At 32.3% G+C, this 15383-nt stretch carries 15 protein-coding genes; 12 read left to right on the top strand and 3 right to left on the bottom strand.

The genetic code is table 11. The annotated features are described in order from the left end of the window. The first annotated feature begins 54 nt into the window (after window positions 1-54). Together AC0NJG_RS02790 and AC0NJG_RS02785 are read left to right on the top strand one after the other, a co-directional pair. Window positions 55-951 (top strand): CPBP family intramembrane glutamic endopeptidase, encoded by an 897-nt coding sequence (locus tag AC0NJG_RS02790; RefSeq protein ID WP_087952509.1) that lies wholly within the window; start codon window positions 55-57, stop codon window positions 949-951. Then, window positions 951-1610 (top strand): nucleoside/nucleotide kinase family protein, encoded by a 660-nt coding sequence (locus AC0NJG_RS02785; protein WP_140421329.1) that lies wholly within the window; start codon window positions 951-953, stop codon window positions 1608-1610. Before AC0NJG_RS02790 ends, AC0NJG_RS02785 begins: the two co-directional genes overlap by 1 nt. Before the next feature lie 34 nt (window positions 1611-1644). Here the strand turns inward: AC0NJG_RS02785 and AC0NJG_RS02780 are convergent, their stop codons facing one another. Further along, on the bottom strand, window positions 1645-2427 hold the full coding sequence (locus AC0NJG_RS02780) for an arginase family protein (RefSeq protein ID WP_087952511.1): 783 nt from the start codon (window positions 2425-2427) through the stop codon (window positions 1645-1647). 317 nt (window positions 2428-2744) lie between these two features. Here AC0NJG_RS02780 and AC0NJG_RS02775 point away from each other — a divergent pair, with 317 nt between their 5' ends. Both AC0NJG_RS02775 and AC0NJG_RS02770 read left to right on the top strand, forming a co-directional pair. After that, a complete protein-coding gene (locus AC0NJG_RS02775; RefSeq protein ID WP_088309528.1) occupies window positions 2745-3518 on the top strand; it encodes a Cof-type HAD-IIB family hydrolase in 774 nt (257 codons plus the stop codon). 97 nt (window positions 3519-3615) lie between these two features. Next, on the top strand, window positions 3616-4221 hold the full coding sequence (locus AC0NJG_RS02770) for a PRK06770 family protein (RefSeq protein ID WP_087952513.1): 606 nt from the start codon (window positions 3616-3618) through the stop codon (window positions 4219-4221). 59 nt (window positions 4222-4280) lie between these two features. Here AC0NJG_RS02770 and AC0NJG_RS02765 read toward each other — a convergent pair whose 3' ends face one another. Beyond that, on the bottom strand, window positions 4281-5147 hold the full coding sequence (locus AC0NJG_RS02765; protein ID WP_087952515.1) for a LysR family transcriptional regulator: 867 nt from the start codon (window positions 5145-5147) through the stop codon (window positions 4281-4283). Between the two features lie 129 nt (window positions 5148-5276). Between AC0NJG_RS02765 and AC0NJG_RS02760 the strand changes: the two genes are divergently transcribed. From AC0NJG_RS02760 to AC0NJG_RS02750, 3 genes are all read left to right on the top strand, one after another. Then, window positions 5277-6320, top strand: coding sequence for an aspartate-semialdehyde dehydrogenase (locus AC0NJG_RS02760; protein WP_001290624.1), 1044 nt, complete (start codon window positions 5277-5279; stop codon window positions 6318-6320). A 166-nt stretch (window positions 6321-6486) separates the two neighbouring features. Beyond that, window positions 6487-7611 (top strand): C45 family autoproteolytic acyltransferase/hydolase, encoded by a 1125-nt coding sequence (locus AC0NJG_RS02755; protein WP_087952517.1) that lies wholly within the window; start codon window positions 6487-6489, stop codon window positions 7609-7611. 51 nt (window positions 7612-7662) lie between these two features. Continuing rightward, complete coding sequence (locus tag AC0NJG_RS02750; protein ID WP_087952520.1) at window positions 7663-7926, top strand: hypothetical protein; 264 nt, start codon at window positions 7663-7665, stop codon at window positions 7924-7926. Window positions 7927-8029: 103 nt separating this feature from the next. Here AC0NJG_RS02750 and AC0NJG_RS02745 read toward each other — a convergent pair whose 3' ends face one another. Further along, a complete protein-coding gene (locus AC0NJG_RS02745; RefSeq protein ID WP_087952523.1) occupies window positions 8030-8926 on the bottom strand; it encodes a LysR family transcriptional regulator in 897 nt (298 codons plus the stop codon). Window positions 8927-9082: 156 nt separating this feature from the next. On the opposite strand from AC0NJG_RS02745, the gene AC0NJG_RS02740 reads away from it, so the two are divergent. The 5 genes from AC0NJG_RS02740 to AC0NJG_RS02720 all read left to right on the top strand — a co-directional run bounded on the left by AC0NJG_RS02740 (window position 9083) and on the right by AC0NJG_RS02720 (window position 15310). After that, complete coding sequence (locus AC0NJG_RS02740; protein ID WP_474062823.1) at window positions 9083-9769, top strand: MOSC domain-containing protein; 687 nt, start codon at window positions 9083-9085, stop codon at window positions 9767-9769. Window positions 9770-10030: 261 nt separating this feature from the next. After that, the gene (locus AC0NJG_RS02735) at window positions 10031-10915 is read left to right on the top strand and encodes a GNAT family N-acetyltransferase (protein WP_087952527.1); all 885 of its coding nucleotides are present in this window, start codon (window positions 10031-10033) and stop codon (window positions 10913-10915) included. A 33-nt stretch (window positions 10916-10948) separates the two neighbouring features. Further along, window positions 10949-11545 (top strand): DUF1349 domain-containing protein, encoded by a 597-nt coding sequence (locus tag AC0NJG_RS02730; protein WP_474062822.1) that lies wholly within the window; start codon window positions 10949-10951, stop codon window positions 11543-11545. 221 nt (window positions 11546-11766) lie between these two features. Continuing rightward, a complete protein-coding gene (locus tag AC0NJG_RS02725; RefSeq protein WP_087952530.1) occupies window positions 11767-13521 on the top strand; it encodes an ABC transporter ATP-binding protein in 1755 nt (584 codons plus the stop codon). Beyond that, window positions 13514-15310 (top strand): ABC transporter ATP-binding protein, encoded by a 1797-nt coding sequence (locus tag AC0NJG_RS02720; protein WP_474062821.1) that lies wholly within the window; start codon window positions 13514-13516, stop codon window positions 15308-15310. Before AC0NJG_RS02725 ends, AC0NJG_RS02720 begins: the two co-directional genes overlap by 8 nt. Window positions 15311-15383: the final 73 nt, after the last annotated feature.

Below are 15383 nucleotides of genomic sequence, written 5' to 3'. Positions count from 1 at the left end.
ATCGATATATAGTATAAGAATAGTGTTGATGTATTTGTTAAGGAGGCGAGAATATTGCAGTCTAATCAATTTAAAATAATTGAAGCAGCCAAAGAGGGAAGAAGAAAAGTTCATCCAGTATTTGCTGTTATACTTGCAATTGTATTTTTAACTTTGGGTGAATTGTTCATGTTATTTATGTTGTTTTTACCGAAAGCAGAAACGCTTTTAATGAAAGCAATTTATAGTGATATTGAAATGATATTGACGTTTGGCGGAGCTATATTTTTTGTTTTTTTATGGATTAGATTTGTAGAGAAAAGATCAATTTCATCTATTGGATTTTGGAGAAATCAGTGGATAAGAAAATATTTAAGAGGTGCATTAATAGGTTTTGTTTTTATTTCAATACCAGTCATGCTACTTTTATTAACCGGAAATGTACAACTACAAATGCAACATATTACACCAACCGCTATACTTGGAATTGTGGGATCTTTAGTTGCTTTTTTAATACAAGGTGCAACAGAAGAAATTGTTGTTCGAGGTTGGTTATTTCCAGCTCTTTCTGTTAGAGGCCGTATATGGGTCGGTATTGTTGTAACTTCATTTTTATTTGGTTTTCTTCATTTACTAAATCCAGGTATTACAATTCTTTCAATATCGAATATAATATTAGTTGGTGTGTTTGCCGCTTTTTACGTTTTGAAAGACAGTAGTCTTTGGGGGATATGCGCATGGCATTCCATTTGGAATTGGGCACAATATAACGTATTTGGTTTTGCAGTTAGTGGAATGACAATGTATTCTACACCACTTTTTAAACCTGTAACAAGTGGATCGGAATTCCTTCATGGAGGCTCGTTCGGAATTGAAGGGAGTATTATTACAACAATAATGCTCTCTATCGCTTCAATTGTTTTATGGAAACAGTTATGGGGGAGAAAAGCGAAACAACGAGATTTTAGTTAATGAAAGAGGGAGAAACTATGGGGATTATAGCGTTTGAGGGAGCAAGTGCGGTTGGTAAGAGCACAACGTGTCGTGAGTTAGAAAAGAAATATGGAGCTTATATTATACCTGAAGTGAATTTTTTATTTGAAAGACCAAAAAATGAACATAGAACATGGTATTTTGAAAAACAAGTAGAGCGCTGGAAAATAGCAGTGCAGAAGTCAGAGCAATATGAATTAGTAATACTTGATGGAGATATTTATCAGCCGCTTAGCTATAATTGGTGTTTCCACTTTGAAATATTTGATCAGCCATTATCTTTAATAGAAGACTTTTATAAGGAAAAGCTGATACATAGGGAAATTGGTTTTCCTGATCAATATTTTTATTTATATACGAATGATGAAGAACTTAGAAAACGGAAAAAATCTGATGAGACAAAAAGAAGAAGAAATTTTGAAAAGCATTTACATATATCAAAATCGTTTCAACGTTTTTATGAAAATTTAAATACCGTTACAGACGGGTACTGCAAAATAATTGAAGCGAAAAGTGTAAAAACGAATGAACTAGAAATTGTAAATAACTTAAACAGTTTACATGTGTGTGAAGAGAGTCGTTTTGATGTTTCGAGGTTAGATGCGATTACGAAGTGGTTAAAAGAAAATCGCGCGTAAAAAGAACGAGTGCCTTATAAGGTATTCGTTCTTTTTATGCATATTGAATATGTAAGTTCGTTTCATAGATTGTTTTTAAAATTCGTAAGTTTGCTTGTTCATTTTTCTGAATAGCATTTTTATATTTAGGTAAGAAAAGTTGAGAAGGATAAACTGGGAGTTCACCGCAAATATCAATACCATAGATAGATTTATTCATAATAAGAGAATGAATAAATTGTAAAAGTCTAGATAGTTTCATATGCCCTTGATCCCAATTGGTAATAGTAACTTTTGGATCTAAAACATCTTTATCAATGCTTACATATATTGTTTCTGTATGAATATGTGAAAGTATTGTATGTATGGATACTTCATATGATATATCAATTGGAAAAATTTCTACGTATGGACAATCATTAGAATGAATTGTAAGAGAAGAAGGCCCAATAATGATTACCTTCTTTAAATTATCATTATTTCGAAGAGAAAATGATACCCAAGATCCACAGGAAATAAGAGTTTGTTCATTCGCTCCCTTTAAGTTCATATCAGTATGATGATCAAATAGTATAAGGGTAAAAGGCTTGTTTATTTCTTCTAATAATAAATAAGATACATAATGATAATTTCCAGAACCTATAAAAGTAATTCCTTTATTCTTTCTACGATTTAATGCCCTTTTGATATGCATTAAAGAAGTGTTTTCGCAATATAGATTTGAGTGTTCTAAATGAGTAAAATCAATATCTTCATGTGAATAAGAATGTAGTTTATTTTGTAATAAATACGTATCATCAAAGTTTAAAAAAGTTAAACCACTATACAATAAACTCATATTTATTCATCTCCTTTAAATATAAGGCTATCATTTATTTTTATAAAATTAAAATGAAATGCTTTGAGTGGAATTAATATTTGGAAAGGATAGTGTTTTTGACAGAATAATCTTTCAATTATAAAAGAAAAGGAATACAATATAAGGAAATATGTATATGCTTCAGGAAATAGAAAATATGTAGCAAATGGAAATAATACTTGGAATTAAATTGAGACAAAAAGAAAGTTGAGATTAACTATAGGCAGATGCTCTGTTGATTCAACAAATAATCAATATTTCGAGTTATTATTTGTGAAAGGAGAATAAAGCTAAGTATGAAAAAGATTATTATTTCAGATCTTGATGGAACTTTATTAAGAAGTGACAAAACAATTTCAGAGAAATCTATTAATATTTTAAGGGAATGTAAAAATAATGGGGACGAATTAATTTTTGCTACGGCAAGGCCGCCAAGAGCTATAAAACAGTATATTCCCGACGTGTTAAAGAGTGAGATTATCATTTGTTATAACGGGGCTCTAGTTCTTAAAGGGAATGATATTTTATATGAAATGAAGATTTCTAAAAATAACATTTTAGAAATCATAGAAATAGCAAACAAGTATAATCTTCATGAGATTTGCCTTGAAATAGGTGATAAGTTGTATTCAAATTTTGATGTTACTTATTATTTTGGTAATATACCATGTGAAATTATGGATGTAAGAGATTTAGAATTTGAAAAAGCTTCTAAAGCGATTATTTGTACTAAAGGCTCAATAAACCAGAAATTTATTAAAGAATTGCCTGATGAATGCAAGGCAGTCATTACAGATGACGGGACATTGTGTCAAATTATGCATGCAGAAGTTTCAAAATGGAATAGTATTCAATATGTTCTACAACACTTAAATCGAGACGTATCTGAAGTTATTGCCTTTGGAGATGACTACAATGATATGGAAATGATAGAGAAGTGTGGGGTTGGTGTAGCGATGAGTAACGCTGTTGAGGAATTAAAAGCAGTCGCTAAATTTATTGCTAAAAGTAACGATGAGGATGGAGTTGCTACATTTCTAGAAAGTAAAAGTTATGTTTATGTTAACTAGTATGAAAAAAATGTAGTAAGCAGCGAAAAAAGAGATACTGCATCTGTTTTTGATAAATAGATATTATGAATGGGATATGCGGGAGGAAACAAGCAAGATGAAAACATTCTTTAAAATAATTGGAATTATAGCTGGCATGGCGGTAATTGGAGTAGGTTTAACATATGGTATGCTGTATTATTTGAATAATAGTAAACCTGCTGCGAAAAAGGCATCACCAGCTGCTCCAGCAGCAGAAGTGCTGGCTGATAGTAATGTAAAAGCTGAAGATGCAAAGGTTTTAGAAAATGGCAATCATTCATTACTAAATAGCGGCTTTAATAAAAATTTTAAATGGACAGATGAGAACATACAGACAGCGTTACATGAAATGGCACATCAAAAAACGAAAGCTGATCAAAAGTGGGGCTATATTTTTATTACACAAGAACGTATTGAAAGTTTACTTGATATTGTAAAGAGCAATGATCTAGTACAAGGAAAAACATATGCAGATATTTTAGAGAGATGGAAACAAGGGAAATATGAAAAAATGGATGCGGATCACAATCAGATTTGGAAATTACAAAGCGGGAATTTAGGCGAAGGAAAAGGGGTAATGTCAGAAGCGGAACAAAAAGAGTTAATTAATCAAGTGTTTATGCAAAAAGGTACATATTCGGGGAGTCAATTAATTGTAGGTGGGGGACAGGCTAATAAATAAGATAATATGGGAAGAGAGTAATTGCTTTTTAGGCAGTTACTCTTTTTTCTGTGCACTTTTTAGTTTTTCTCTAGTAAGGAAAGAAACGATTGTAAAACGGGTGAAATCCATCTAGATTTATGATAAATTACATGGCTTTGAATAACTGTTGGCGTTTCGATAGGCTGAAAACAGAGTTGCTCTTTTTGACAACTTTCTTGTACAACGATGTAAGGAAGAATTGAAATTCCTAACTCACACATAACGGATTGTTTAATAACTTCAACGTTGGAAGTTTCAAATGTTTTAGCTGGAATATTCCCGCTTTGACGTAAAAAACGATCTACCATTGGTCTATAACCGCAGCATTGTTCAGTAAAAATAAACTGAGTATCCTTTAATAAACAAAACGGATTAGATTGTGTAGAATAATGAGGTGGTAAAATCCATCCAAATGTTTCATTACTAAATGTACGCGTAATAAAATCGTTATGTTCTATACATTCTCCAATTATGAAGACAATGTCTGTTTCTCCTTCACGTAATTTTTGTAATGCTTGTTCATTTGTATTTGTTTCAAGTACGATATTTACTTTCGGATTTTTCTGTTTGTAAGTACGTAATAATTGTGGTAAACGGTAGACTGCTAATGATTCGTTTGATGTAATACTTAATGTACCTTCTAATTGATCGGTATTTTGAGGGATTTCTTGCGCTTTTTCATAAATTGCAAGTAATTCTAAAGCATAAGGATGAAATTGATGACCTGCTTTTGTAAGAAGTATTTTTTTCCCTAATCGATCAAAAAGAGGGAGGTGTAAATCGTTTTCTAATGCTTTCATATGCGCTGTTACAGTAGATTGCGCATAACCTAACGCATGAGCAGCTTTAGAAAAGCTACCATACTTAACGATGGCACAAAAAGTTTTCACATGTCTCATTTCCATAAACTATCCCTCTTTTATTATCATGATTTGTGAATGATTATATCACGTATTTCAATTTTCCAAATGATTAAATTCCTTATAAAATGAAATTGTAGAAATATTTATTCATTTAACATTGGAGGAGAAAAGATGAGTGAAAAGGGCTATCATGTAGCTGTTGTTGGGGCTACGGGTGCAGTAGGTCAGAAAATTATTGAACTGTTAGAAAAAGAAACAAAGTTTAATATAGCTGAAGTTACGTTACTTTCGTCAAAAAGATCGGCTGGTAAGACAGTACAATTTAAAGGGCGAGAGATCATTATACAAGAAGCAAAAATAAATAGCTTTGAAGGGGTAGATATTGCCTTTTTTAGCGCTGGGGGAGAAGTTTCTAGACAATTTGTAAATCAAGCTGTCTCTAGCGGTGCAATCGTAATTGACAACACTAGTGAATACCGAATGGCACCTGATGTACCTCTTGTTGTTCCGGAAGTAAATGCGCACACTTTAAAGGAACATAAAGGTATAATAGCAGTTCCGAATTGTTCAGCATTACAGATGGTAACAGCTCTTCAGCCAATACGAAAAGTATTCGGATTAGAACGAATTATCGTTTCAACTTATCAAGCTGTATCGGGTTCTGGTATTCATGCGATTCAAGAATTAAAAGAACAGGCTAAGTCAATACTTGCAGGTGAAGAAGTGGAGAGTACTATATTACCAGCGAAAAAAGATAAAAAACATTATCCAATTGCATTTAATGTACTTCCTCAAGTAGATATATTTACGGATAATGATTTCACCTTTGAAGAAGTAAAGATGATTCAAGAAACAAAAAAGATTTTAGAAGACCCCAACTTGAAAATGGCAGCTACTTGTGTGCGCGTTCCGGTTGTATCAGGTCATTCAGAAGCGGTTTATATAGAACTTGAAAAAGAAGTAACTGTTGCAGAAATTAAAGAAGTACTGCTTGATGCACCAGGTGTTATTTTGCAAGATAACCCTAGTGAACAGCTGTATCCAATGCCATTATATGCAGAAGGGAAAATAGATACATTTGTCGGAAGAATTAGAAAAGATCCTGATATGCCAAACGGATTCCATCTTTGGATTGTCTCCGATAATTTATTAAAAGGTGCGGCGTGGAACTCGGTTCAAATTGCAGAAACGATGGTGGAAGAGGGAATCATTTAGTATTAAGGAAACTAGGGAACTGTTCATGATTACAGTTTCCTAGTTTTTATTTTTATAATTTTTTACTTTATCCCAGCCGCATTTGATTTGAAAGACAGTAAAAAACATCAAGAATTTATAAAGTTTATTTGGTACGATATGGATAAATTCAATAAGGGGCAATTAGATGTATCAAGTAAAGGGGTATTTTTCATCGCTCAAAGGAAGTCATTATGAAATCGGTAAGCAACAAGGTGAATTTGTAAAACAGCATTCTTATCTTGTTCCGCAATTTATACAGCAAGAAAACTTAATATCGCATAACCATTGGACAGAATCTAGAAATATATTAAATCAATATTGTTCTGGAATTAATGAAGAAATTGAAGGTTTTTGTGAAGTGTTGAAAATTCCTACTAAAAATATGATGTATTATTATCAAACGTTATTAAAAGCAGGATGTAGTCATTGTGTGGTATTACCTAAAAAGACAGATTCAAAACACACATATGTATTAAGAAATTATGATTTGTCACCAAAAATAGATGATATGCGTTTTTGTTCAACTCATGTTGAAGGTGCGTATGCACATAGTGGCTTTTCTACTCAATATTTTGGCCGAACGGAAGGAGTTAATGAGCATGGATTATCTGTTACATTTTCAGCATGTGGCCAACCGGTAGGAAATATTGCGGGTTTAAGAAAGCCAGCGGTAAGGGGTTTACAATGTTTTGCGGTCATTCGAGTGTTATTGGAGAAATGCAAAAATGTGCAGGAGGCGAAATCATTAATAGATGAAATACCAATAGCAAGTAATATTAATCTAATTGTAGCAGATCCATTAGACGCAGCGCGTATTGAAATATTTGACGGGTATAAATCAATAACTTCAATTGATGAGGAAAGCCAAGACTTTATCGTCTCAACAAACCATGCAATTAGTTTACCTATTCAAAAACTGAGTAATAGAAGATTAGAACAATCTACAAACAGATACCACACATTGCATGAATATTTAAATCGAAATGAACTAGTGAGTCTGGAGTCTTTAAAAGGATTAGTAGAAAAAGAGTATCCTACTGGGCTGACAGTACATAATTATGAAGAATGGTTTGGAACTTTACATTCTGTATTATTCGATTTACATGATCGTACAATGAAGATTTGTTTTGGATCACCACTTTTAAACGACTGGTACTCATTGAAAGTTGGAGGAAGCATGCCGTTTTCTGAGGTGAACGTGAACTTTAAAAATAAAACTTATACTGACTTTTGGAGGGAAGATAAGAAAAAATTGATTCCTAAAAAATAAATGGGATAAGATGGTAATATGAAGAGTGCATTTATACTGGAGGGATTACAAATGCTAAAAGCTATTTTACCATTTGTTCTTATCTTTTTTCTTGTCATTGCGATGTATATGGCTTATCAAAAGAGAAAAAAATCCGGGATAAAAGGATTGAAAAGTGCGTTAACTTCTATTTGCTTCTTTTCACTCGCAATCTTAAATATGTTTGCATATTGGTTTCATTTTGGCGGTGCTTTAACTTGGTTATTTTCAATTGTATTATTGCTAGTTGGTGCATATTTTACTAAATATATTCCAATATCTAAAAAGATACATTAAAATTTAAAAGAGTTTAAATATAATGTTTACTTTGTTTTGAAAAGAGATTATTCTACTAGATCGTTGTGAAACGGTTTCATAGGATAATCTCTTTTGTTTATTTTTAGAAAGAACGTACGGTGCTTTTTAGTTGTTCAATAAATTCTCGGGTTGCAGCACACATATATTTATCTTTTCTATAAATTAGTCCTATTTCAATTGTTGGAGTAGGGTTTTCTATTTTAATAGCTTGAATGTTTTTATTTTGTAAAAAGTCTATATATGGTTTGGGTAAAACTGTAATTCCCATTCCTTTGGAAACCATTTGGATTAAAGATTCCATCGTGCTAATTTCTAACATTGGTCTTGGTTTAAAGTTGAATTTTTGACAATGAGATGTAATTAGTTCGGTTAAAAAGAAATTTTTAGGTAAAAGAATTAAAGGGTAGTTCTGTAATTCAGCAATAGATACATGATTACGTTGAGCCAATCGATGACCAGTGGGCACGACTAATGTAAGGTCGCTTTTGTATAGAGGGATAGAGATAATCTCTTTATCTTGCACCGGGAGAAATGTAATTCCAATATCTAGTTTGTTTTGTAATAATTTTCCACGAATATCTCCAGTACGAAGCCCTAATACAGAAAGCTCTATATTGGGATATAAATTATTGAAATTTAAAATAGCTGTCGGTAGTAAATAATTTACGACGGTTAACAAAGCCCCTATTGTTAAAGAACCTTGCTGTAATCCGTTTAGGTCTTGAATAGCTGAACGAGCTTGTTCGACTTCATGAAAAATGGTTTTACTATGTAATAATAAAATCTTCCCTGCTTCAGTTAAAGATATTTTTTTACCAATTCGATCGAAAAGTGGCATTCCTACTTCATGCTCTAATGCACGTATTTGTTGACTTAGTGAAGGCTGTGAAATATTTAATTTCTCAGCTGCTTTTGTGAAATGTAATTCTTTTGAAACAGCTAAAAAGTATTCAAGTTGTCGTAATTCGATTGGAATCACCTCAAGTATAATAATAGGTTATACCTATCATTATTATATAAATAATTGAATTGAACAATGATTTTAGAGGTTATATAATCATCTTTATATAACAGAGAGGGTTGTAAAAATTAACCAAGAGAAAATACATGTAACACCTTTAAAGGAGGAAATAGAATGGCTAATGAATTTCAATTATTATCTTTAAATATAGGATTACCAAAAGAGGTTACATACGGCGGAAAAGTAATTCATACAGGCATAAATAAGAAACAAGTAAAGGAACCAGTATATTTATCTTTTGTAAAATTTAATGGGGATGGACAAGCTGACTTAGTTCATCATGGAGGAGTAGATAAAGCAGTTTGTGTTTATACTGGTGATCACTATCCATACTGGGAAAAAGAGTTGAATCAAAATCTTGTATATGGGGCTTTCGGAGAAAATATAACAGTTAGTGGTATGCGCGAAGAGGATGTTTGTATTGGTGATACGTTTGAGCTTGGACAGGCAATCGTGCAGGTAACACAACCAAGGCAACCTTGTTTTAAATTAGCAAAAAAATATAATATTCCAAAGTTACCACTATATTTTCAAGAAACAGGATATACAGGATTTTATTTTCGTGTATTAAAAGAAGGATGGGTATCATCAGTCGATACTTTAAAAAGACTACAGTCTGATCCAAAAGGTGTTTCATTAGCTTTTGCTAACCGTATCATGCACAAGGAAAAGCAAAATATTGAAGGGGTAAAAAGGATATTAGAAGTAAATGCGCTTTCAAGTAGTTGGAGAAAGTCTTTTGAAAAGCGTATAAGTGGAGAAAAAATTAATACGAAGGAGAGACTGGAAGGGAAAAAATAATAAAAAATATTTTTTTATAAATGGTGTATTTCTATGAGTAAAAACGAAGTAGAAAGCACTATTTTTATATAATAAACTCATTAATATCCAAAAATCCTAATATTGTTTTATTCGACTTATTTTCGAATAGTCAAAACATAAAATTAATTAGACTCTTTTTTTATATTTTATGATAGTATATTGATTGGTAAGACCTATTACTTTAAGGGTAGGTTCTACAACTATATCTAATTGGATGGAATTAACGTATGGAGGGACAACATGGGGAATGTTGAAAATTTTGAAAAACTTCTTTTAGAAGAACCGAAAAGAGAGCAGTTATTTCCTTTATTTGAAGAAGTGTTTGGAATTACAATTCAAACATTGAATGATTTTTCAGAGAGAGGTTATTGGGATGATACATACAAAGCTTTAACATTTTTACATGACGATAAAGCTATTGCAAATGTTGCGGCATTCTCGCTACCATTGCTAGTAAATGGTGAAAGAATAAATGCAGCGGCCATTCAATCGGTAATGACGCACCCTAATTTTCGTAGACAAGGACTCATGACACAATTAATGAGTAAAATGATAGAAGAAATTGATAAGACATGTGAATGTATATTATTGTTTACGGAAAAACCTGAACTATATGCATCATTTGGTTTTAAAGTTGTGCAGGAATATTTGATGACTATTCCATATGATCAAAAGAATAATAATGATTTCTCACTTAGAGAGCTAGATTATTATATGGAAGAGGATAGAAAGTTAATACATGAAACTATAGAAAGTAGCCAAAGACTTTCAAATAATTTTTCAACATTAAACTTCCATCCTTCGTTTTATTTGAATATGTATGATTCGAAATGGAATGAAAAATTGTATTATTCAGAGAAACTAGATACTCTAATTGTGTATGAAGTAGATAATGAAAAGTTGAAATTATATGGAGTATTTGCACCAGTAATTCCAGTTTTAGATGAAATATGCGGGGAAATTGCTGAAAGATTTACAGAAATCGAATTTTACTTCTCTCCAGATCAATTAGGGGTTGAGGATGTACAGTTTAAAGAATTACAGTCAAGTAAGTATTTAATGGTTCGAAGTAATAGAGAGTTGGATTTAAAAGGTTATAAATTCCCAGTATTAGTAGAATTTTAAATGTGCATATAGATGCTTTATTATGGAGGAACTATGAAAATATCACATATACCAGAACATATTGAGCAACTTACTATAATGAATGTACCTGAATATTATAAGCTTAATAACAATCATGCGCTTATTGTCCGCTCGAAAGCCGAAACAGATTTTTGGCTTAAAACACATTATGGATTCGAAGTAATGAATGGTCATGTATTTTATACAGAGACGATGGCAGACTTTCAAGCTGAAGTTCAATTGCGTATGAATCCAAATTCAAAATTCGATCAAGCGGGTCTTTTTGTTATGATTTCGGAAAAGAGTTGGTTGAAAACTTCATTAGAATATATTCCAGATGGTCCATCTCATTTAGGAGCTGTCGTAACAAATAATGGATATTCCGATTGGTCCACACAAGACTTTCCAACAGAATTAGCTAACGAGCAACTTCGTTTTCGAATTGTTCGTAAACGTGGTGATTATACAATATATGTGAAGAAGATCCACCAATGGGAACAAATAAGAATCGCTCATTTGATGGAGGATATAGGAAATGGGCCTATTAAAATAGGCTTTTACACGTGTAGTCCTTCTAAAAATAATGGATTTGAGACTGAGTTTTTAAATTTTACAACTGAAAAAATATAGATAAAAAACCGTATTCTTTTTATTAAGAATGCGGTTTTTGTATTTATATAATACAAAGCACATTTATTGAACGAAAAGTCATTAATGATTATCATTTAATAATGTTAAATATTAATTTACATAATATAATAAAAGTAAGAAAGAAATTACAAACTATATCGCTTAAATAAGGGGGGATATGAATTATTCAGTGGTAATTTCATGGGAAAAGGAGATTATGTATGAAATCATTTCGCAAATTATTACAGTATTTAAAACCATACATGTTCTTCGCTATTATTGGACCACTATTTATGGTACTTGAGGTTGCGATGGACTTAATTCAACCGACTATTATGCAACATATTATTGATGTTGGGATAGCAAATCGGGATATGAATTATGTAATAAAAATGGGACTTCTTATGATAGGAGCTGCAGCACTCGGTTTAGTTGGAGGACTTGGGTGTATGATGTATTCTACAAAAGCAGCTGTTAATTTCGCTACTGACATACGAAAAGATGTGTTTGCGAAAATAGAAACATTTTCTAGTGAAAATCGTGATTCGTTTGGAACTGGAAAGTTATTAACAATTGTGACAAATGATATTACTTCTATTCAATCGGCGATGACGATGACATTACGTGTTCTTGTTCGTGGTCCTTTGTTATTTATCGGAAGTATAATAATTGTTTTTATGACAGCGCGTGAGTTATTTCCTATATTACTCGTAGTCGTTCCAATTTTATTACTTGCGATTATATTCATTGCGAGTAAAGCAAGCGGGACGTTCAGAAAAGTGCAAGAAGCATTAGATAAAGTGAATACAAAGTTACAAGAAAATTTATCTGGAGTACGTGTGATTAAAGCGTATGTAAGACAAAAATATGAAATTAATCAGTTTGGAAATGTCAATACAAATTTAACGAAGATAAATATTCGAGCGGTGCAGCTTATTTCCTTAATGATGCCAATCATTATGTTAGTTGTAAGTGGCGGAATTGTCGCAACATTATGGGTTGGTGGAGAGAAAGTATTTAATGGGACCCTTCAAGTAGGGGCTATATTAGCGTTTATAAACTATTTGAATATTATTTTAATGTCACTTATGTCTATAAGTATGGTATTTATGCAAATCGCGCGAGCATTTCCGTCAGCGGATCGTGTACAGCAAGTTTTAAATACTGACGTTGATATTATGACCCCCAAAAATGCGCTTGCACCTAAGCAAATTGAGGGACAAATTGAATTTAAAAATGTTAGTTATAGTTACACGAAAAATAATGAATATGTTTTAAAAGATATTTCATTTTGCATAAGTAAAGGTGAAAAAATAGGGATTATTGGTTCTACAGGGAGTGGTAAATCTACTTTAGCAAAATTATTACCGCGCTTATACGATGTTGATCAAGGAGAAATATGCATTGATGGAATAAATGTTAAGGCGTATGATTTACAAAAACTTCGTGCGTCAATCGGGTTTGTACCTCAAAAGGCATTGTTGTTTTCTGGTAGCATAGAAGAGAATTTACGTTACGGTAAAGAAGATGCATCAAATGACGAATTGAAAGTAGCAGCTTCATCAGCTTGTGCGACTGAGTTTATTAACAAGCTGGAAGATTCATATCAATATCATTTAACACAAGGTGCGACGAATTTGTCAGGTGGCCAAAAACAACGTGTATCAATTGCAAGGGCGCTTGTGAGAAAGCCATCCATTCTTATATTAGATGATTCTACATCAGCAGTGGATGCAAAATCAGAATCTAACATTCAATCGGCATTAAGAACAGAGTATATAGGAACAACAACATTATTAATCGCTTCTAAAATCTCATCTATAATAGATTCAGATAAAATTCTCGTTTTAGATAACGGTGAATTAGTTGGTGATGGTACACATGAAGAACTGTTAGAACAATGTGAGGTATATAAAGAAATCTATCTTTCCCAAGGTGGTAATTTATATAAAGAAGGTGGGAAAGAACATGCGTAATTTTCAAGGACAATTTGCTAATAAAGGTGGGCGTAACTCACCAAAGATGGGGAAGGCTAAAAATACGAAAGGAACTGTGATGAGAGTATGGAACTATATGGGCTACCAAAAGGCTGCCCTTACGTTCGTTATATTCTTAGTGTTTGTTACGACGTTACTTGGGTTGTTAGGTCCGTATTTAATGGGAGTAATTATCGATCAATATATTGTACCGAAAGATTTAAGCGGTACGGCGAGAATGTGTTTGATACTTATCGCGATTTATGCTGTAACAGTATTATTAACTTGGTTACAAACATTTGTAATGGTTAATGTTGCATTAAAAACGATACAAAAAATACGACAAGATATTTTTGAGAAAATCCAAACGCTTTCTTTACGGTTCTTTGATGTACGTTCTCAAGGGGATTTAATGAGTCGTGTAACAAATGATATAGATAATTTAAATCAAGCGTTGACACAAAGTATTGTACAAATTATTTCATCAGCGCTAACTTTTATAGGTGTGACGATTGCGATGTTCGCATTAGATTGGATTTTAGCGATTGTTACTTTAATTACAGTACCTATTATGTTTTTCGTTACAAAAAAATTAGTTGCTTATAGTGGTAAAAACTTTGCAAAGCGTCAAAAAGATTTAGGGGAATTAAATGGATTTATTGAGGAAGCTATAACAGGTGCGGATGTTACAACGTTATATGGGAAAGAAAAAGAAACCGTACAAAATTTCAATAAAATTAATGAACAGCTAAGAGTTTCTGCAACGAAGGCGGATACATTTTCAGCTTTTATTTTTCCGAGTATGAACTTTATTAACAATTTAGGTATGGGACTTGTAATTGGGACTGGGTCAGTAATGGTTTTAAATGGAATGACAACAGTAGGTGTCATTGCAGCTTTTATTAATTATTCTCGTCAATTCTCAAGACCACTCAGTCAATTCGCAACTTTAATGAATACGATTCAAGCGGCAGTTGCTGGTGGGGAACGTGTCTTTGAAATTATGGATGAAGTACCGGAAATCAAAAATAAAAAAGATGCATTCGTTGTACAAAATTTACAAGGACATGTTGCACTCGAGAATGTTTCATTTGGGTATGAGGAAAATAAAACGATTTTAAAAGAAGTGAGTCTTAAAGCGCGGCCAGGGGAGACAATTGCTTTAGTAGGTCCAACTGGATCGGGCAAAACAACAATCATTAATTTGCTAACGCGCTTTTACGATATACAGCAAGGTCAAATTCATATTGATGGAAAAAACATAAAAGAATATGATATGAATTCGTTGCGAAGTAAAATAGGAGTAGTTTTACAAGATACGTATTTATTTGCTGGGACGATTATGGATAATATACGTTATGGTCGATTAGATGCTAGTGATGAAGAAGTAATCAATGCAGCTAAGGCAGCATCTGCACATTCTTTTATAAAACATTTACCGAATCAATATGAAACGAAAATTGCTTCAGAAGGATCGAATTTAAGTCAAGGACAAAAACAACTTCTTGCGATTGCACGGGCAATTTTAGCAGATGCAGATATATTAATTCTCGACGAAGCAACCTCTAATATTGATACGAGAACAGAATTACAAATACAAGAAGGACTAAACAATTTAATGAGAGGTAGAACAAGTTTCGTAATCGCTCATCGACTGAAAACGATTGAGAAAGCAGATCAAATCCTTGTTATAAAAGATGGAAGTATTTTAGAAAAAGGGAACCATGAATCTCTCATGGAAGATAGAGGGTTTTACTTTGATCTGTATACGAGTCAGTTTAAAATTTAATATAAAAAATGAGGTTTCTCTAGAAAAGAGAAACCTCATTTTTTATATTTGTAAACTTTATGAATTACTTTTC

It is taken from the genome of Bacillus sp. SSR7 (assembly GCF_055902415.1).
This window is presented reverse-complemented; position numbering and strand designations above follow the sequence as displayed.